The organism is Nonomuraea sp. NPDC050404 (genome assembly GCF_040655495.1).
Lineage (GTDB): Bacteria > Actinomycetota > Actinomycetes > Streptosporangiales > Streptosporangiaceae > Nonomuraea.
Genome location: NZ_JBFAKB010000009.1, coordinates 76,514 through 94,499 on the forward strand (window position 1 = coordinate 76,514; position 17,986 = coordinate 94,499).

Sequence of the window (17,986 nt, forward strand, 5' to 3'; positions counted from 1 at the left end):
TGAGTTCGGTGCGGTGACGCGCGGGGCGAGGATGGGCGTATGGATCGGGATGAGCTGGTGGCGGACTGCCGGGTGCGTGCGGCCACCGATCTGTTCGCCCACATGTGGGATCCGGTGGTCCTGGCGGCCCTGGGCTCAGGTCCGCGCCGGCGGAGCGAGCTGCGCGCGGCCATCGGCGGCGTCAGCGACAAGGTGCTGACACAGTCGCTGCACCGGCTGCTCGCCAGCGGTCTGATCGACCGCCGCGCCCACGCCGAGGCTCCTCCGCGGGTCGAGTACGCCCTGACCGGCCTGGGCCAGAGCCTGGTAGACGGCCCGATGCGGGCGCTCGGCCGCTGGGCGGAGGAACACGGCGACGAACTGCTCGACGCCCAGGAGAGGTCCGCGCCGGCGGTGTAGCAACCGTCAGGCGTCGAAGCGGTCGCGGGCGGCCTCGATGTCGCCGATGAACCGGTGGGTCCAGCCGCACATGGCATCGACCGTCGCCCGCAGGCCCTGGCCCGGCACGGTGAGGGTGTACTCGACCCGCGGCGGCACTGTCGGGTACACCTTCCGCTCGACCAGGCCGTTGCGCTCCAGCATGCGCAGGTTCTGGGTGAGCATCTTGTGGCTGATGCCCTCGACCTCGACGCGCAACTCGCTGAAGCGCAGGGTGCGCTCACCGAGAGCCTCGATGATCAGGAACGCCCACTTGTTGGCCACGTCCGAGAAGATCTCCCGCGCCAGCGAGTCCGCCCGCCTCAGGTCCGCCGCTTCGGGTGAGCTGCCGTACTGCTTGGTCACCATCAGGTTCCCCAGTCACTGAAAAGTGCGTTCTTCCATGTCAGAGCTCACTCTCCTATGGTTCCTGAGTAACCACAAGAGAGAGAAGCGCACAATATGGCCATCACCCTGATGAACCCCGACGGACTGCCCAAGCCCGACGTCTACCGGCAGGTGTCGATCGCGTCCGGGTCGAAGCTGGTCTTCGTCGCCGGTCAGGTCTCCTGGGACGCCGAGGGGACCACGGTCGGCCGCGGCGACCTCGCCGCCCAGATCGAGCAGTGCTACCTCAACATCGCCACCGCCCTGGCCGAGGCGGGCGGTTCCTTCGACGACGTGGCGAAACTGACCTTCTACGTCGTCGACTGGACGCCCGATAAGATGCCCGTGGTGCTGGACGGCATGTCCAGGGCGGCCGCGAAGCTGGGGTTCACCCCGGTCCCACCGGCGACGCTGCTGGGCATCTCGGCCCTGGACGTTCCCGACCATCTGGTCGAGATCGAAGCCACCGCGATCCTCGACTGACCGCCTCACCGAGCGGTGAAGACCTCGATCCAGAAGCGCTGCCGCTCGGCGTCCACCCCCACCAGGTAGGTGGCCTTGAGCTTGGGCGGCAGCAGCGGGGCCAGCCGGGCGGCCGTGCCACGGTGGGCGCGCAGCTGCGGGAGCTCGGCGTTGGCCAGGATGCGGTGCACGGCGTCGCTCGCGTCCGTGCCCTCAGGTCCCTCGTCCGCCGCCCGGCGCAGCCGCTCCACCCAGCCGTCCAGGTCATCCGACAACTCGCGCAGCCCGGTCACCTGGCGGTCGGCGAGCCTGGCCTCCAGGTCGGCGAGCGGCACCGGCGCGTACTCCCCGTCGCCCAGGTAGATCTTCGCCATCTCCAGCGGCAGCCCGCGTCCGTGCAGCCTGATCAGCCGCTCCAGGGTGCGCTTGGTGATCCAGTCACGCCCTTCGTCGTCGATGTCGTTCTTCCACCACTCCAGCACGGTCTCCGCGACCGCGCCGTACCGCCCGATCAGCCACTCGTTCGCCGGGATGTCGTCGGGGCCGATGTCCAGGGAGACCGTGAAGCGGGAGGCCTGCGCGATCGTGTTGCGCGTGACCAGCAGCTTGCGGCCCAGATGGTACGGCGGATTCTGCAGCGCGACCTGCCCCCTGAGCTCCTCGATGCGCCGCCCGGCCAGCGACCACTCCTGGGTGATCTCCATCAGCCTGGCGAAGGCCGACCTGTCCTTGGGCCGGTTGTACTCGTCCCACACGATCGCCTTCGGCTCCGGGCCGATGAAGATCCCGGCGAGCAGGTTGTCGAGCGTACCGTCGGCGGTGGGCAGCGGCACGCAGAGATCCTCGACGTTGGTGACGGGCAGCGAGAAGTAGATCGGGTCGCGGCCCAGCTCCGCCCGTACCACCTCCTTGACCACCTCCGTCTTGCCGCAGCCGGGCGGGCCCTGGATCAGCACGGCCCAGCGCCGCCGCAGCGCCTCGCGCACCACCCTGCGCACCGCGTCGGGCAGGTGGCCGGGCGCGGGCACGTCCGCGCCCGCGCGGCGCAGCTCCGCGACGATCCGCTCCAGGATCAGCGGCGCCTCGTCCAGGCCGGGCGTGCCGTCGGCACGGGGTACGGCCAGGCGCAGCCGCTCGCCGTTGACCAGGGGCAGCCCCCACTGCGGCGGCAGCCCGGCCAGCGCGCAGTCGAGCACGTGCTCCAGCGTGCGCGGGGAGAAGCGGCGGCGCAGCTCGGCCGGGAGCGCGGCCCAGACGCGGAAGACCCCGGACAGGTCCGTGTCGCGGAATTTACGGGCGAGAGCCTGCCGCCACGCCGTGTCGGCCGCCGTGATCCGCAGGGTGGCCATGCGGTCCAGGATCGCCAGGTCGGAGCGGCGGGTGGCGGTCTCGGCGAGCGTCTCGTTGTCGGTGAGGAAGACGCCCGCGCAGCCGAGCGCGCGCAGGTCGTGCTCGCCCAGCGTCCACGAGCAGGCGATCTGCATGAGCTGCGACTGGATGGTGTCCCCGGCCTGCAGCGAGTCGTCGATGAGCAGGACGAAGGGGCGGCCGGGCTTGAGCTGCCGCATGATGAGCTGGCGCAGCACCAGCTCGCCGTCCTGTCGTACCGGGGCGTTGACGAGCAGGTCGTCGGGGGTCAGGTTGGCGGCGGGCACGTACACCAGCCGGTACCTGTCCCGCAGGTGCGAGAAGAACGTCGAGGTCTTGCCGATGCCGTGCTCGCCGAAGATCTGGCCGGTGATGCCCAGGTCGATCATCGCGTCGATGAATTCGGCCAGCTTCGACGTCACCTGTGTTCCTCTCATGGATCCCAGTAGAGCGGGGCAGACCCAGCAATATCATCTGATTTGTGCGTGAGGATGATCTGGCGGCGTGCCTGAGGGTGCTCTCCGAGCTGGCCGAGGCCCCCGAGGGCGATCCCGATCTTGTACGCGTCCAGCACGCCGTCAGCGCCTTCATCAAGGGGACGCGCCAGAACAGGCGGCGGCGGCGCGCTGAGGAGGACGCGGTCGCGCTGGCCGCCGCCGCTCCTCCGGCCGGCCCGGCCGTCGCGGAGGTCACCGCCCGGCCGCCCGCGCCCTCTCGCCGCATCAACGGGCTGACCAGGTGTTATGCCTGCAAGGCCCATTTCCGCGAGGTCGATGAGCATTACGCCAGGCTCTGTCGGGTGTGCGCCGAGGAGAATCTGCGGCGGCGCACGGCCCGTACGGACCTGTCCGGCAGGCGTGCCGTCGTCACCGGCGGCCGGGTGAAGGCCGGGTTCGAGCTGGTGCTGAAGATGTTGCGGGACGGTGCCGCGGTGACCGCGCTCACCCGGTTCCCGCAGGACGCGCGCCGCCGCTACGCCGCCGTGCCTGATTTCGGCGAGTGGTCCGATCGGCTCACCGTCACCGGCATGGATCTGCGTGACATCCCCTCGGTGGTGCGGTGGTGCGAGGCGCAGGTGGCCGCGGGCGAGCCGCTGGACATCCTGGTCAACCTGGCCGCCCAGACCGTGCGCCCGCCCGCCGCCTCCTACGAGGCGCTGGTCGCGGGCGAGAACCCGACCGAGTTGACCACGGGCCGGGCGGCGTTGCCGGAGGGCACGGTGGACGTCGCGGGCCTGCTTCCCGACCACTCGCCGGACAACTCCTGGACCCGGCTGGTGCACGAGATCGACCCGGTGGAGCTGCTGGAGGTGCAGCTCATCAACGTGACCGCGCCGTTCCTGCTGATCGGCAGGCTGCGCCCGCTGCTCGTGCGCTCGCCGCGCCCGCGCAGGTACGTGGTGAACGTCTCGGCCGCCGAGGGTCAGTTCGACCGGGCGTACAAGGGGCCGGAGCACCCGCACACCAACATGGCCAAGGCCGCGCTCAACATGCTGACCCTCACCAGCGCCGACGAGCTGGCCGCCGCCGGGGTCTACCTCACCAGCGTGGACCCGGGCTGGTTCTCCGACCAGCAGCCGGAGGCGGACCGGCGGCGCAGGGCCGCCGCCGGGTTCCGGCCGCCGCTGGACGTGGTGGACGCCGCCGCCAGGGTGTACGACCCGATCGTGCGTGGCGAGACGGGCGATCCGCCGTACGGCTGCCTGCTCAAGGACTACCGCGTCGCCCCGTGGTGAGGGCCCCGGTCAGACGGCGACCGCGCCGGCCGTGGCGAGCAGTTCGGGCAGGGTTCCGACGAAGCCCTCCTGGAGCAGCCGCAGCGCCACCATCCACGCCTCGGGACGCTCGCCGAGATGCCGGTCCACCAGCTCGGCCAGCCGGCGCAGCACCCGGGGATCGGGCAGGGCGCCGGGCGGGGGCGCGAGCACGACGTCGGGGGTGACCATGGACAGCACCTCGTCGGCGGTCAGCTCGCCGCGCCACCGCAGCGCGTTCGCCACGTTCTCGCCGTAGAGCGCCTCGGCGTCCCAGTGGGCGCGCAGGCCCGGGGTACGCAGCCGGCGGCGCGGGCCCAAGCCGGTCTCGTCGGTGACGAACGGGCGCAGCGGCACGTCGTCGTCGCGGCCGAGGATCGCACGCACCGAAGCCGTGCCGCGCAGGCCCGGCAGCCACAACGACTCCGCGTACCGGTCGAGCACCTCGGACGGCAGATCAGAGATGATCTTGTCATCGGTGAGCGTGCCCGCGAGTTGCCCGTTGCCCGTGACCTTCACCACCGCGCCCGCGCCGACGATCGCGAGGCGGTCGAGGACCAGGGCGAACAGCGCGGGCGACGGGCTGGGCACGAGCGGCGCGAGCTCGGGATGATCGGCGATGGCCAGGAGCATCAGCTCGTCGGGTACGTCCGTGCGGTGCGCCATCAGCCTGGCCGCCCGGTAGGGCAGCGGTCCTTCGCGCCGCCGCCGCTCCGGCTCGGCCTCCAGTAAGGCGGGCCAGTCCACCCGGGGGATCGACGGGTGCCGCCGGTGGATGAGCGAGCGGACCAGCCCGCCGTCGCCGGCCGGCGCGCAGGCCGCCGCGTCCGCCAGCTCGGCGGCCGTGCGCAACCATTCGGGGCGGCGTACGCGCTCGCTCAGCTCACGCAGCCGCGCCGCGCCCTCCTCACCGGTCAGGGCCGCCCGCACGTACGCGAGCACGCTCGGCTCCGACTCGGCAGGACCCCAGCGGGCCTCGGGCAACGCCTGCAGCTCCACCAGTTCGGCGAGCTCGGCGGTACGCCCCGCGTCCAGCAGCGTCCGGCAGGCACGGACCGCGCCGTGCCCGTCCGCGCCCCTGCCGAGAGCCCACAGGGCCCCGGCCGCCGTGCCGGGGTCGGCCGCGTGCAGCAGCAGGGACTGCTGCCGCTGCGTGCCCGCGTGGTCCAGCACGCTTGGGGGCAGCGGTACGGGGGTGACGCCGTCGCGGCGGGAGGTCTGGTGCGCGAGCTGCCTGAGCAGGTTGCGCGGCATCCCGTCGGCGACGAACAGCCGGCCGTTGACCTCCGGGTCGTCCAGGTCGAGCAGCCGGCCGATCAGCGACGTCGCGGGATCGAGGAGCGCGTCCATGGGCGGAAGGCGCCGCGGCCCCGGGCGGCGCAGCAGGGCCTCGGCGACGGTCCGGTTGAGCAGGCCGTAGCTGACGCAGGCGTCCCGGGTGAGCGGGTCGCCGAGGAGGACGTCCACCTCGTCCGGCCTGGCGAAGCGCAGCAGCCCCGCGGCGCACGCGTAAATGTCGCGGGCCCTGACAGAGGTGACGGTCTTGGCATTCACGATCAGAAACCGTAAAGGCTACAGATCATCCGGCGCCACCGGGCGTACACGATGGCAGGCCATCGGCGGACGGTGCCGGTCCGGCCAGTCGTCGCCGCCCTCGGTGATCAGCCAGATCCACTTGTCGGGCTCGGCCGGCGTGATGGGCGGGGCGTGGCCGTCGGTGAGCACGATCACCGCGTCCGGCGAGTCTTCCAAACGCGTGCCGTTCACCTCGTGCCGGCCTTCGACATAGTCGCGGACCAGGCCGAAGTCCGTGCCGCCGCCACCTCGTACGTGCTCGCCGGGACGGAAGGGCATGATCGCGCCGTCGAAGCTCAGCCAGTGCGCCTCGACCCCGTCCAGCTGCCCGACCAGCTCGGTCACCCAGCGCACCACCGTGTCCGGCATCGAGCCCGAGGTGTCCAGGGCGATCACCAGCGTCTTGACCCGCTCAGGACCGCGCCTGGCGAGCACGGGGTCGTGCCCGAGCGCCGCCAGCAGCGCTCCGCGCTTCTTCGGATAGATCAGCCGCTCACCGGGACGCAGCCTGTCGGCCAGCACGTCCACCAGCCACTGCTGCCACCAGTGCACCCGCCGGGTGGCCACGGTGTGGCCGCGCAGGGCATGAGCGCCGAGCTCGCCCCACAGCCGGGCCACGCGGTCGCCGGCGTCCCGGGTGCGGTCGAGCAGGTCGAGCAGTTCCCCGTGCGCGAGGGCGCTGCCGCGCCTGGCCGCGATCAGCACGCTGCGCAGCACGTCGGAGCCGATCCTGTCCACGGTCTCCTGGTCGAGCCCGTCGCCGTCCAGGAGGAGGTGCACGCAGAGCGGGCCCGGCACGGGCGGGTTCCTCATGCGGCCCAGCTCGCGGTGGACGTTCAGGTCGGTGGCCACGAACTGGTCGTAGCCGAGCGCGTCGAGGCCCTGCGCCTCCAGGTCGTCGCGGTAGGCGCGATGGATCGCCCGCGGATCGATGCCGACCGGCTCGCCGCCGATCTCCGGCAGCCCCGCCCGGCGCAGCCGCACCATGGCGACGTGATTGATGCTCACCTCGCAGGCCAGCGTGAAGACGGGGTCGTCGCGCAGCCCAGGGTCGGCGAAGAGGTGCCGCTGCACCAGGTGACGGGCCTCGTGGAACAGGACGAAGCGCACGCCCTCCAGCCCCAGCGCGACGAAGAAGTCAGGGTTGTACAGGAGCAGGCAGGTCCCGTCGCCGGAGGCGAGCACGGCCGCGGTGTCCACGGCGGTGGTCGGGATCTGGTGCGAGCACTTGCTGTAGATCCAGGACGCGATCGTGCTGTGCGTCATGCCGAGGTCGAGCAGCGCCTGCTCCTTCAGCCGCCGCGCCTGCGCCACCGTCTCCTCGTCGGCCGGCCGCCAGCGCTCCAGAGCACGGCGGTCGCTCAGCTCCACCACCGGGAGCCTGGGCCTGACCCGCTTTCCGTACACCATCCGCCAAGCGTGGCGGAGTCAGGCGTACGTCACCAACTGGGTTACGCCCACAGGTCCCAGGCCATGACGTCCGGATCCCGCGCCTACCGGGGAGATCCTGGTCGGCGGGAACAGGTGCGTCGCCTCCGTCCGGGCGAACTCGGCCTACGCCGACCGCGCGGAGGGGTGACAGGAGTGAAGTGGCTCAGACGGGCACCGCTGCCCAGGTGTTCGCGCGATGCGTTCGGTTCGCGGTGATCAGCTCGTCGAGGGCGTCGCGCGTGCGTACGAGGTCGATGATGTGCTCGGAGAGCCGGTCGCGCTCCTGCTCCATCCGTTCCAGCGCGGCGTCGGAGTTCTCCGGGCTGGGCGTCTCGACGCAGGGCAGCAGTTCGGCGATGGTGCGGCTGGACAGGCCCGCCGTGTACAGGCGCTGGATGAACGCGACCCGGTCGACGTCGTGGGCCGTGTAGTGTCGCTGCCCGCTGGAGCTGCGGGTGCTGGCGAGCAGGCCCTGCTCCTCGTAGTAGCGCAGGGACCGGACACTGACTCCGGTCCGGGACGCCAGCTCTCCGATGCGCATGTCGCCCTCCCTGATCTCGCCTGCCTCTGACATCAATGTGAGGTTCAGCGTACCCGTGCGGCGCAGGGCCCCGACCACCGGGCAGGGGCCCTGCCCGGTCTTAGAGCAGCACGGAGACGGGTGGGAACGGGACGGGTGCGAGCCGGTAGGCGGGTGGTTCCGTGCCGTGCAGGTGACGGACGAAGTAGTCCCAGCCACGGCGCTTGACATAGTGCGTCTTGCCGAACAGGGCGTGCTCGGCCCCGGGGATCAGCAGCAGGTCGAAGTCCTTGTCGGCCTGGATGAGCGCGTCCACGAGGCGCAGGGTCTGCGCCGGCAGCACGTTGTCGTCGAGTTCCCCGTGGATCAGCAGCAGCTTGCCCCGCAGGTTCGCGGCCAGAGGGGCGTTCGACAACTCCCGCTTGGCCTCGTCACTGACGTCGCCGTGGTACTGCTCCGGCCACATCGGCACATAGATGCCCATGTCGTGGTTGCCGGACTCCGCGACGCCGACCTTGTAGAACTCGGGGTGGGCGAGCAGGGCGCGGCCGGTGGCGAAGCCGCCGCCGGAGTGGCCGGTGATGCCGACCCGGTCGGTGTCCAGCCACGGGTGCCGGTGCCCGAGCTCGCGGATCGACGCGATGTGGTCGGCCAGCGAGCCGGCGTCGCCGAGCGCGCCGTAGGACTGGTCGTGGAAGGACTTGCCGCGGCCCGCCGTGCCCCGGCCGTCAACGGCGACGACCGCGAACCCCAGCGCGGCCAGCGACTCGGCCTCTCCCGGCAGCACGCTGTCGAACGAAGGTCCGGCGCGGTGGATCTGCGGGCCCGGGTAGATGACGTCGATGATCGGGTAGCGGCGTTCCGGGTCGAAGTCGTGCGGTCGCCAGAGCAGTCCCCAGATCGGGGTCTTGCCGTCGGCGGCGGTCGTACGGAACCGCTCGGGGGGCCGCCAGCCGAGTTCCTCCAGCACGCTCGCGTCCGGGGACTCCAGCTCGACCAGCACCTGACCGTCGCCGCCGAGGACGACCGAGCGGGGCGGGGTGCTCAGCGAGGAGGCGCGGTCCACCAGGTAGCCGCCCTCCGGCGGGCTGATCGCGTCGTGGTCGAGGTCGTCGTCGGTGAGGCGGGTGAATCCGGTGCCGTCGAGGCCGATCCGGCAGATCTGGCGGACGTACGGATCGCCGTCACCGAGGCCGGTGGCCAGGAACCACACCTGCCGGCTGTCCTGGTCCACCCAGAGCACCTTGCGCACCAGCCACTGCCCGGAGGTCACCTGCGAGACCTGCTCCCCGTCGGGGGAGTAGAGGTAGAGATGTCCCCATCCGTCGCGTTGTGACCACCACAGGATCTCGCCGGAGTCCAGCACCTGCGCCATCGTCGGCTCCCCGAGTTGCGGAGTCGGGTCGACGCGGGTCTCGCCGGTCTCGCTGATCAGGGTGGTCGTCGCGCCGGTGGCCGGATCGAGGCGGCGCAGCTCAAGCGTGCGCGCGTCGCGGGAGTGCTGCAGGAAGTGCACCGCCTCGCCCTTCTCGCCCGACCACCACTGGTAGACCATGGCGGTCGGATGCACGACCGTGTAGGGCTCGCCCTGCTGCCGTACGACGCCGCGCGTGGCGATGTCGAGAACGTTCCACGACATCGTCGCCTGCGCCTCGTCGCCGGGCATCGGGTAGCGGGAGCGGTGCGCCACCGGCCGGCCGCCGTCGCGGGGAGTGGACTCCACGAGCACCTGCTCGGGCAGTTCACGCTGGTCGAGCCGGTGCACCAGCAACCGGGTGGAGTCCGGCGACCACGACAGGACCAGCGGCTGCGGCAGCCCGAGCGAGCGCATCAGGGCGCGCGAGCCCAGCGCCTCGGGCAGCCCGCCGTAGTCGAAGTGCGGCTCGGCGTCGTCGGTGAGCGCGTACTCCTCGCTGCCGTCGCGGGAACGTACCCAGACGTCGCCGTCGCGGCCGAAGGCGATCCAGTTCTTGTCCGGCGAGACGGCGTGGTCCAGCTTGTCCGGTCCGGGCGGCGCCGCACGCTCCACGCGGGCGCAGACCCCGGAGCGGTCCGACCACTCCCAGCGCGAGTCGAACGCCGAGAACCGCACCGCGTCGGCCTCGCCGCCCTCGCCCTCGGGCAGGTCGAGTTCGACCGCGGTGATCGGCAGATCCCCCGCGTCCACCGCGTGGCCCGAGGCGGCGGACAGGGCGGCGGCGAGCCGTTCGTGGTCGAACGCGTCGCGGCGGGTGCCCTCCGCCGGGTCCACCACGAGGAAACGGGACCCGACCTGGTAGCTGAAGCGGGCTCCGCCGGGCAGCCAGTGTGGCTGCACCGAGGCGCCGGGCACGCGCCGCGCCCGGTACGGGGCCAGCATCTGCTCCGCGCGGGCATAGTCCGCACTGGACAGTTCGATCACTGATTTCATCAGGTCTCCTTAAGGGCGTAGATGGTCCCGCTTTGAGACGGGGGAGGAAACGCGGCCGAGAAGACCTCACGCATCTGACTCTGCTCCTGACTCAAGTTGACTTCCGTGATAAGTGGCACGGGACCAGCAAAAACCGTGACGCCGCGTCGGAGTCAACCGGTGCGCGGCCGCTGCTCGCCGACCGGCTTGGCCAACCGGTCCGCGAGCAGCCGGTTCACCAGGAGCTGCTGGTCGTTGAGTGTGTGCTCGCCGTAGGCGGTGAGCATCGAGGAGAGGTCGGCGCCGATCTCGACGGCGGGGAAGTTCTCCAGAAAGGGCCGGTAGTGCGCCGCCATGTCGTCGGCCATCCGCTCCAAATCCTCCCGAGGGGTATCGGGGCCGATCTCGGCGTAGCGCCGGAGCATCTCCAGGGCGGCCGGGGTGTAGGCGGCGTGCTGGACGAGGGCGGCGACCAGGGCGGAGGTCCCGTTCTCGCCGAGCAGGTGGGCGATCAGGATCATCTGCTCGTGCTCGTTGCGCGCCAGATCGGGGGCGACGCCCGCGACGGCGCTGATGGTGGGTCCGTAGGTTGCCAGCTCCGGCGGCAGGTCGGGCAGCGCGCCGGAGCCGCGCAGCCCGGCGATGGCCGCCCGCCGGTTGGTCAGCCGCTCGATCTCGGCCGCCGCCTGCCGGTCCAGCTCCTCCAGCAGCGCCTCGGCGGCCTGCGGGTCGTCCAGCACCTCCGGGAGCGAGGCCAGCGGGAGGCCGAGCTCGGTCAGCCGCGCGATGCGCAGCAGCCGGATCAGATGGCGTACGTCGTAGTCGCGGTAGCCGTTGACCGACCGCTCGGGTTCGTCGAGGACCCCCACCTGGTGGTAGTGCCGCAGGGTGCGGATGGTGACGCCGGCGAGTGCGGCCAGTTCACTGCTGCGCAACGGTCTTCTCCTTCGGTCCCTCCCGTGTACTCGATTTCAGCCGTTGCCCACGCCTGATCGGCAGTGCGGCCACGTCACGACCTCGTCATGACATTTGTACGGACGAAGGTGTGACGTGGCGTCACTGGCGGCACCACGGAGCGGGTCGATCAGGCGCTCTCCCCCTTGACCGCGTACAGGTGCCGGGCGGATCCCGCCGAGGGGTGCAGGCGGTCGAGCAGGATGCCCTCACGCAGGGCCCAGGGGCAGACCCGCAGACTCGGCAGATCCAGCGCCGCCATCGTCTCGTCGGCGACGATCGCGCCGGCGAGGATCTGCCGGGCGCGGGCCGCGGAGACGCCGGGCAACTGCGCGCGTTGCTCGGGAGTCCTGTCGGCCAGGAGCTCGATGGCTTCGCGCAGGTCGTCGCGGCGCAGCTCACGGGCGACATGGGGCCCGTCCTTGGCCCTCGGCGCCCCGCACAGGCGGGCGAGCTGGTGGAAGGTCCTGGAGGTGGCGACCGCGGTGGCCGGGCCGGTGCGGTGCCGGGCGCGGATCTCGCCGACGGCCCTGGCGAGTTTGGACTCCACGTGCTCGCGCAGCCGTTCCCGGTGCTTCTTCTTGACCTGCCCGGGGTCCGGCAGGCGGTGGCGGGTCAGCCGCCCGGCGCCCAGGGGGAGGGACAGCGCCAGGTCGGGGGTGTCGCCGCGGCCGTAGGCGAGCTCCATGGAACCGCCGCCGATGTCGGCCAGCAGGATCGGGCCGACCGACCAGCCGTACCAGTGCCGTGCGGCCAGGAACGTCAGCCGGGCCTCCTGCTCGGCGTCCATGTAGCCGACGCGCACGCCGGTGACGGCCGCGATCTCCGTCAGGATCGGATCGCGGTTGGCGGCGTCCCGTACGGCGGCGGTGGCGAACGGGATCAGTTCGTGCACCTGGTGCAGCTCCGCGACGGCGGCGGCCTCGCCGACGGCCCTGATCAGCCTTTCGATCGCGAGCCGCGCGATGACCCCGTCCCGGCTGGTGTGCTCGGATAAGCGCAGCCGGCGCTTGAGCGTGGCCACCGGTAGCGGCGGATGGCCCACCGTGAGGTCCGCGATACGCAGATGGGCGGTGGTGGATCCGATGTCGAGCACGCCTAGTCGCATGGCCGGGTGGCTACCCGTCAAATCAGGTTGTCAACCGATTCGCGGGCCGCGACTCTCCGAAAGCGCCCCACGACCCACCGTGGTCGTGGATGATGGAACAGCGGAGGGAACGCATGGAGCTGAGGCACTTTCGCTATTTCGTGGCGGTCGCCGAAGAGGGAAGCTTCACGCGGGCGGCGGCACGCCTGCACGTGTCGCAGCCCACGTTGAGCCAGCAGGTGCGGGAGCTGGAACAACGGGTGGGCGCGACGCTGCTCACCCGTGACCCGGCGGGCACCCGGCTGACGGCCGCCGGTGAGGTGTTCTACGACCGGATCAGGGTCGTGCTGCGCGCCGTGGAGGAGGCGTCCAGGGAGGCCAGGCACGTGGCCGGGGCGGGGGAGGGCACCCTGCGGGTCGGGGTCTCCCTGCCGCTGCCCGACGAGCTGCACATCTCGGTGCTCAGCGCCTTCACCACGGCCTATCCGAGGGTACGGACGAGCTGGCGGCAGGTGGGGCTGACCGACTTCGACCGCCCGCTCGTCAACGGCGAGCTGGACGCCGCGATCATGTTCCTGCCGGTCGATCCCGAGCGGCTGACCTGGGAGCCGCTCGTCTCGGTGCCGAGGGCGCTGGCCGTGCCGCTCGGGCACGCGTTCTGGGACGCCGGGAGCGTGCCGTACACGGACGTGCTGGGCGAGGCGCTCGTGCCGACGGTCTCCTCGGTGCCGGAACGGCTCACGCGCTGGTGGCACCTGAACGAGCAGCGCAACAACGAGGCGCCCCGGCTGGTCGGCCAGCCCGGCGGCACCCCCGACGAACTGCTGATCGCGGTGCGCCTGAACGGGGCGCTCTGCCCGGGGCCGGACAACTTCCGGGCCACCCCGCTGCCGTCCGGCATCCGCATGGTGCGGATGACCGGCCTGTGCCCGGCGCAGGTCGTGGCGGTACGGCGGACCGGCGACGACGGCGGCCTGGCCGAGGCGTTCTGCCGGCTGGCCGTCCGCACCGCCGCCGGGGTGTTGTGACCTGGGCGGATAGGCGTCACCAATGGCATATCGGCAACGGGACTTCGACAGGGTTCGCGCCGCGCCTCGATGCTGATGAGGTGAATCCGTTCGCGGCGGCCACCCGCCGATGAGCGCACCCTCCCAGGCCCCGCGGGACGGCGCGCACACCGAAGTGAAGATGGAGGCGAATGCCTCCGGATGGGCGCGGATCTACCAGGCGGCACGCGACCTGTACGTCATCGTCGTCAACCTGCCGCGCAGCCTCACGATCTCCCTGGTGACGCTGATCGCGGGGTCGATGCTGGCGGGCGTCGGCTGGGTGATCGTGGAGGTGGTGCTGCCGCAGACCGCGCCGACGTACAAGACGCAGTTCCTCATCGACACCACCTCCGACCCCGGCGAGATCGCCAGGACGCTCACCACCGTCACCGGCTCCGCGGGCGACCGGGACGCGCTGGCGCTGCGCAGCTTCGGCGGCGAGTGCGGCGCCGAGGACAACACCACGCAACTCGTCCCCTTCGGTGAGGGCAACCGGCGGGAGATCGAGGCGGCGGCGGGCCGGGTGCGCGGCGGGGGCGACAGCACGTTGCTGCGCGGCGTCGTCGCGGCGGTCGAGGACTTCACCACGCCCTTCGCGCTACGGGCCAGGCAGGTCAACCGGGTGATCGTGATCACCAGGAACGGCGCGGACGCCTGCGACGAGGACACCGGGTTCGTCGAGCAGGAGATCAAGGAGCGGATCGCGTCGGCGGGCCTGAGCATCCGCTTCCGTCTGGTCGGCTACCAGGTCCCGCGCGGCCGGCGGGCCGGTCTCGAACGCGTCGCCACCGCCACGGGGGCGACCGCCCCGCTGTACGCGGGCACGCCGGAGCAGCTTCGCGCGGCACTCGACTGGTTCACCAACGTCGAACCCGTGCTGGAGAACGCCACCCGGGTCACCGGCGCGCTCAACACCACCGTCGGCCGGATCGAGGCCGCGCTGAAGGCCGTCGGGGACGGCCGGGCCGACGTCGCCGACCGCGAACTGCGCCGGGCCGCGGCGACCCGGGTGGACACCGAGCTGGAGGACCTGGCCGGGCGGGCCAAGACCCCCGCCGCCCGCGACATTCACACGCGGGCCGCCGACCTGCGTGCCCACCAGACCCGCCTGCTCGACGGGGCCCGGCGGGTGACGGGCGGCGACCTGGCGGCACTGGCCTCGCTCGAACGGGCGGCCGACGACTACAACGACAAGGTCAAGCGCATGAACGAGGCCATCGACGCCCTGCGTGCCACCCTTCCGCGGAGCGGCTCGTGACCGCCCCGGCCAAGCCCCGCAAGGGTGCCCGCCGGGCGGCGATCGCCGTGGTGTCGCTGATCGTCCTGGCGGTGATCGCGTACCTGATCTATCTGAACGTCCCCGATCACCGCACGGCCCTGCTGGTGGACACCTCGCGGAGCCGCGTCGACTTCGGCGCGGTCGCGGCCTCGGTCGGGTCGGTGGCGCGCAACGCGGGCGAGCGCGACGCCGTCTCGCTGCGCAGGTTCGGCGGGGAGTGCGGGGCCGCGGACAACACGGCCGAGTTGGTGGGCAGCGGCACCGGGCGCGGCGGGGAGATCGATTCGGCCGCGCGCGGGCTGAGCGCGGCGGGCAGGCCGACGCTGCAGAGCGGGGTGCTGGCGGCGATCGACGACTTCTCCGGCCTCTATCCGTTCCGTGGGCTGAAGCGCAACCGCATCGTCGTGGTGACCAGCCACGGCACCGACGGCTGCGCCGGCGACCAGCGGGCGGTCATGAAGGCCGTGCGCGAGCGGGTGTCCGCGGCCGGGCTGACGCTGGAGTGCCGATTCGTCGGGTTCCAGGTGCCGGACGGCCAGCGGGACGAGCTCCGGGACCTGGCCGGGGCCTGCGGGGCGCCCGAGCCGCGTTTCGTCGCCACCCCGCAGGAACTGGACGTGGTGCTGCGTGAGCTGGTGGTTCCCGATCTCGGCCGGGCCGAGCCGGTGGAACTGCCGGAGCCCGAGCCGGTCGAGGAGCACGAGTTCATGGTCGCCCTCATGACGGGCTGGGGCGTCAAGGTCACCGGCGCGCCGGTCACGTGCCGCGCGGCGACCGGCGAGCGCGATCCCGAGCGGCTCCAGTGCCGGTTCAAGGTGGCCGAGGGGGCCAGTGTGCGCCTGACCGCCAAGGTCACGGGGCCGGATCCCAACCCGCTGCGTGGCAACAACCCCGAGTACCGGCCCACCAACACTCCTTACTGGTACGGCTGCGACGAGGGGCCGGAATCGCGCACGTGCACGGTGACGATGAACCGCGAGCGCCTGTCGAAGGCCAAGGCCAAGTCCGGCGGCACGCCGTCCACGTCGATGGCGGCCTGCGTGACCACCAAGGACCCGGCCGCCGGCGCGCTGGCGATGGCCTGCGCCGCCCTGACCGGTTCCCGATGATGCCACGTGGTTCCGCTCAGCGGGACGGCGATCCCACGGAGTCCCCCGCGTGGTTTCGCTCAGCGGGACGGCGATCCCACGGAGTCCCCCGCGTGGTTTCGCTCAGCGGGACGGTGGTCCGACCGATTCCCTGGTGCGTAGTTCGGCCGGTAGCCGGTGCACGCGGGCTTGCGCCCCCTCGGCCAGCAGCAGTTCCACCGCTCGCCGGCCGAGGCCGAACCAGGGCAGGTCCATGCTCGACAGCCCGGGGTGCAGCCAGCGGGCCAGGCCGGAGTCGTCGAAGGAGATCACCGAAACGTCGCGCGGGATGCTCAGCCCGGCCGCGCCGACCGCCTGGTAGACGCCCATAGCCGCCCGATCGTCCATGGCTATCAGGGCCGTCGGGCACGCCCGCTCCCACCAGCCCGCGTCGAACAGTTCGGCCAGCGCCTTCCGGGTCTCGTCAGGGAACCAGCCGCACCGCACGTGACCGGCCGGCCGCAACCCGGCCGAGCGCAGGCCCGTCCGGATGCCGGAAAGGCGCCGGACCGCGGCGGCGGCGCGTGGGAGCGCCTGGCCGACCAGCCAGATCCCGGTGGTGTGCCCGGCCGAGGTCAGCGCCCGCGCCACCGCCCTGCCCGCCTGGGCGTCATCGGGGATGACGGCGGGGGCGCGCGAGGCCGGGTCGGCGTTGTTCATCGTGACGAGCCGGTGCCCGCGCAGCGCCCCGGGCACCGCGTACGTCACCGTCGCAGCGCCCACGTGCACGAACTTGCGCACCCCCCGCGCCAGCAGCGCCGCCACCTCGTTGAGGCCCGCATGGTGGGAGGTCAGGACCACGTGCCCATGGTCGGTCGCGGCGGCGACGCAGCCACGCAGCATCTCACCGGCGAAGTGTCCCGCGGCGTCGCAGACCACCCCGATCGCCGGCGTCGTGGCCGGGACGGCCGCCCCCGGCGCCAGGCGGCGGTAGTCGAGAGTTCTGGCCGCCTGGAACACGCGTTCCTCGGTGGCGGCGGAGATCCGCATGTCCCGCCGTCCCGACAGGACGAAGGACGCGGTCGTCGGGGAGACACCCGCCCGCTCGGCGACGTCCCGCAAGGTCACCCGCGCACGCTTGCCCGTAGACATGACCACCTCGCTGCCCGACCCGGCGCCGACGTCCTATGCCGAGAGTAAAGCGCCCTTGACACGGGATGTAATGCGAAAGAGACTCGCGCTAAATATTTAGCGCTTCGCGGTAAGCCGGAGAAGCGGCAGGAAGGGAGCAGTACCAGCCCGTACGGTGACCGGCGTAGGAGACCCCATGGCCACCCCCAGCAGGCCGGCGAAAACCGGCACCGCCACCCGGGCGCGAGACGACACGCGCCTGGCGCTCCTGTTCATCCTTCCCGCACTGATCGGCTTCCTGGTCTTCCTGCTCTGGCCGACCCTGCGGGGCATCTACCTGAGCTTCACCAAGTTCAACCTGCTCACCCCCGCCCGCTGGACCGGGCTGGACAACTACGTGCGCATGGCGGAAGACCCCGTGTTCTGGAACGCGATGGGCGTGACCGTCTACTACGTGGTCGTCAACATCGCCGTCCAGACGGTCCTCGCGCTGGGCATCGCGGTGATGATGCAGCGGCTGACGCGCAGGACCTGGCTGCGCGGCATGATGCTGACGCCGTACCTGGTCTCGAACGTGGTCGCGGCGCTGGTCTTCCTCTGGATACTCGACTACCAGCTCGGCATCGGCAACAAGGTGCTGGAGCTGATCGGGGTGGACCGGATCGCCTTCCTGGCCGACTCCGCCTGGGTCATCCCGACCATCGCGCTGATCAACGTCTGGCGGCACGTCGGCTACACCGCGCTGCTGATCTTCGCGGGCCTGCAGACGATCCCCCAGACCCTCTACGAGGCCGGCCGCATGGACGGCGCGAGCGAGCCGCGCATGTTCCGCAGCATCACGCTGCCGCTGATGCGGCCCATCATGGCGGTGGTGCTGATCATCAGCGTGGTCGGCTCGTTCCAGGTGTTCGACACCGTGGCGATCGCGACCAGGGGCGGGCCGATCGACTCCTCCAGGGTGCTGCAGTACTACATCTACGAGGCCGCGTTCAACCGCTTCCAGTTCGGCTACGCCTCGGCGATGTCCGTGGCGCTGCTGGTCGTACTGATGATCATCACGTTCCTGCAGTACCGGCTCACCCGGGCCGGCACCTCCGACCTGGCCTCGGGAGGGTGA

General features: G+C 71.7%; 16 protein-coding genes. 7 read left to right on the plus strand and 9 right to left on the minus strand.

The features are described 5' to 3' along the window. Positions 1-39: 39 nt before the first annotated feature. Entirely contained in the window at positions 40-399 is a 360-nt protein-coding gene (locus AB0I81_RS25480) for a helix-turn-helix domain-containing protein (RefSeq protein WP_360660936.1), read from the plus strand. Between the two features lie 6 nt (positions 400-405). On the opposite strand, the gene AB0I81_RS25485 is transcribed toward AB0I81_RS25480, so the two are convergent. Continuing rightward, a complete protein-coding gene (locus AB0I81_RS25485; protein WP_360660939.1) occupies positions 406-786 on the minus strand; it encodes a helix-turn-helix domain-containing protein in 381 nt (126 codons plus the stop codon). A 93-nt stretch (positions 787-879) separates the two neighbouring features. Between AB0I81_RS25485 and AB0I81_RS25490 the strand changes: the two genes are divergently transcribed. Further along, positions 880-1,287: a RidA family protein gene (locus AB0I81_RS25490; protein WP_360660942.1), complete on the plus strand. Its 408-nt coding sequence runs from the start codon at positions 880-882 to the stop codon at positions 1,285-1,287. Positions 1,288-1,292: 5 nt separating this feature from the next. Here AB0I81_RS25490 and AB0I81_RS25495 read toward each other — a convergent pair whose 3' ends face one another. Beyond that, complete coding sequence (locus AB0I81_RS25495; protein WP_360660945.1) at positions 1,293-3,071, minus strand: AAA family ATPase; 1,779 nt, start codon at positions 3,069-3,071, stop codon at positions 1,293-1,295. A 44-nt stretch (positions 3,072-3,115) separates the two neighbouring features. Between AB0I81_RS25495 and AB0I81_RS25500 the strand changes: the two genes are divergently transcribed. Then, positions 3,116-4,369, plus strand: coding sequence for a short-chain dehydrogenase (locus AB0I81_RS25500; RefSeq protein WP_360660948.1), 1,254 nt, complete (start codon positions 3,116-3,118; stop codon positions 4,367-4,369). A 9-nt stretch (positions 4,370-4,378) separates the two neighbouring features. Here the strand turns inward: AB0I81_RS25500 and AB0I81_RS25505 are convergent, their stop codons facing one another. The 6 genes from AB0I81_RS25505 to AB0I81_RS25530 all read right to left on the minus strand — a co-directional run bounded on the left by AB0I81_RS25505 (position 4,379) and on the right by AB0I81_RS25530 (position 12,364). Then, a complete protein-coding gene (locus AB0I81_RS25505; RefSeq protein WP_360660951.1) occupies positions 4,379-5,941 on the minus strand; it encodes a hypothetical protein in 1,563 nt (520 codons plus the stop codon). A gap of 18 nt (positions 5,942-5,959) precedes the next feature. Further along, the gene (locus AB0I81_RS25510; protein WP_360660954.1) at positions 5,960-7,372 is read right to left on the minus strand and encodes a hypothetical protein; all 1,413 of its coding nucleotides are present in this window, start codon (positions 7,370-7,372) and stop codon (positions 5,960-5,962) included. Between the two features lie 184 nt (positions 7,373-7,556). Beyond that, positions 7,557-7,934 (minus strand): MerR family transcriptional regulator, encoded by a 378-nt coding sequence (locus tag AB0I81_RS25515; RefSeq protein WP_360661785.1) that lies wholly within the window; start codon positions 7,932-7,934, stop codon positions 7,557-7,559. A 100-nt stretch (positions 7,935-8,034) separates the two neighbouring features. After that, positions 8,035-10,323: a DPP IV N-terminal domain-containing protein gene (locus AB0I81_RS25520; protein ID WP_360660957.1), complete on the minus strand. Its 2,289-nt coding sequence runs from the start codon at positions 10,321-10,323 to the stop codon at positions 8,035-8,037. A 152-nt stretch (positions 10,324-10,475) separates the two neighbouring features. Beyond that, on the minus strand, positions 10,476-11,237 hold the full coding sequence (locus AB0I81_RS25525) for a MerR family transcriptional regulator (protein WP_360660960.1): 762 nt from the start codon (positions 11,235-11,237) through the stop codon (positions 10,476-10,478). 149 nt (positions 11,238-11,386) lie between these two features. Continuing rightward, complete coding sequence (locus AB0I81_RS25530) at positions 11,387-12,364, minus strand: Ppx/GppA family phosphatase (protein ID WP_360660963.1); 978 nt, start codon at positions 12,362-12,364, stop codon at positions 11,387-11,389. Between the two features lie 113 nt (positions 12,365-12,477). On the opposite strand from AB0I81_RS25530, the gene AB0I81_RS25535 reads away from it, so the two are divergent. The 3 genes from AB0I81_RS25535 to AB0I81_RS25545 all read left to right on the plus strand — a co-directional run bounded on the left by AB0I81_RS25535 (position 12,478) and on the right by AB0I81_RS25545 (position 15,780). Then, complete coding sequence (locus AB0I81_RS25535) at positions 12,478-13,371, plus strand: LysR family transcriptional regulator (RefSeq protein ID WP_360660966.1); 894 nt, start codon at positions 12,478-12,480, stop codon at positions 13,369-13,371. 109 nt (positions 13,372-13,480) lie between these two features. Next, the gene (locus AB0I81_RS25540) at positions 13,481-14,650 is read left to right on the plus strand and encodes a hypothetical protein (protein ID WP_360660969.1); all 1,170 of its coding nucleotides are present in this window, start codon (positions 13,481-13,483) and stop codon (positions 14,648-14,650) included. Continuing rightward, complete coding sequence (locus tag AB0I81_RS25545; RefSeq protein ID WP_360660972.1) at positions 14,647-15,780, plus strand: hypothetical protein; 1,134 nt, start codon at positions 14,647-14,649, stop codon at positions 15,778-15,780. The genes AB0I81_RS25540 and AB0I81_RS25545 overlap by 4 nt, the downstream gene beginning before the upstream one ends. Before the next feature lie 102 nt (positions 15,781-15,882). Here the strand turns inward: AB0I81_RS25545 and AB0I81_RS25550 are convergent, their stop codons facing one another. Further along, on the minus strand, positions 15,883-16,890 hold the full coding sequence (locus tag AB0I81_RS25550; RefSeq protein WP_360660975.1) for a substrate-binding domain-containing protein: 1,008 nt from the start codon (positions 16,888-16,890) through the stop codon (positions 15,883-15,885). Positions 16,891-17,065: 175 nt separating this feature from the next. Between AB0I81_RS25550 and AB0I81_RS25555 the strand changes: the two genes are divergently transcribed. Further along, the gene (locus tag AB0I81_RS25555) at positions 17,066-17,986 is read left to right on the plus strand and encodes a sugar ABC transporter permease (protein WP_360660978.1); all 921 of its coding nucleotides are present in this window, start codon (positions 17,066-17,068) and stop codon (positions 17,984-17,986) included.

Bases quoted from the DNA above. Each gene is read 5' to 3' on its own strand.
- AB0I81_RS25480 (WP_360660936.1), top strand. From the start codon at position 40: ATGGATCGGGATGAGCTGGTGGCGGACTGCCGGGTGCGTGCGGCCACC.
- AB0I81_RS25485 (WP_360660939.1), bottom strand. From the start codon at position 786: ATGGTGACCAAGCAGTACGGCAGCTCACCCGAAGCGGCGGACCTGAGG.
- AB0I81_RS25490 (WP_360660942.1), top strand. From the start codon at position 880: ATGGCCATCACCCTGATGAACCCCGACGGACTGCCCAAGCCCGACGTC.
- AB0I81_RS25495 (WP_360660945.1), bottom strand. From the start codon at position 3,071: ATGAGAGGAACACAGGTGACGTCGAAGCTGGCCGAATTCATCGACGCG.
- AB0I81_RS25510 (WP_360660954.1), bottom strand. From the start codon at position 7,372: ATGGTGTACGGAAAGCGGGTCAGGCCCAGGCTCCCGGTGGTGGAGCTG.
- AB0I81_RS25515 (WP_360661785.1), bottom strand. From the start codon at position 7,934: ATGCGCATCGGAGAGCTGGCGTCCCGGACCGGAGTCAGTGTCCGGTCC.
- AB0I81_RS25520 (WP_360660957.1), bottom strand. From the start codon at position 10,323: ATGAAATCAGTGATCGAACTGTCCAGTGCGGACTATGCCCGCGCGGAG.
- AB0I81_RS25530 (WP_360660963.1), bottom strand. From the start codon at position 12,364: ATGCGACTAGGCGTGCTCGACATCGGATCCACCACCGCCCATCTGCGT.
- AB0I81_RS25535 (WP_360660966.1), top strand. From the start codon at position 12,478: ATGGAGCTGAGGCACTTTCGCTATTTCGTGGCGGTCGCCGAAGAGGGA.
- AB0I81_RS25540 (WP_360660969.1), top strand. From the start codon at position 13,481: ATGAGCGCACCCTCCCAGGCCCCGCGGGACGGCGCGCACACCGAAGTG.
- AB0I81_RS25550 (WP_360660975.1), bottom strand. From the start codon at position 16,890: ATGTCTACGGGCAAGCGTGCGCGGGTGACCTTGCGGGACGTCGCCGAG.
- AB0I81_RS25555 (WP_360660978.1), top strand. From the start codon at position 17,066: ATGGCCACCCCCAGCAGGCCGGCGAAAACCGGCACCGCCACCCGGGCG.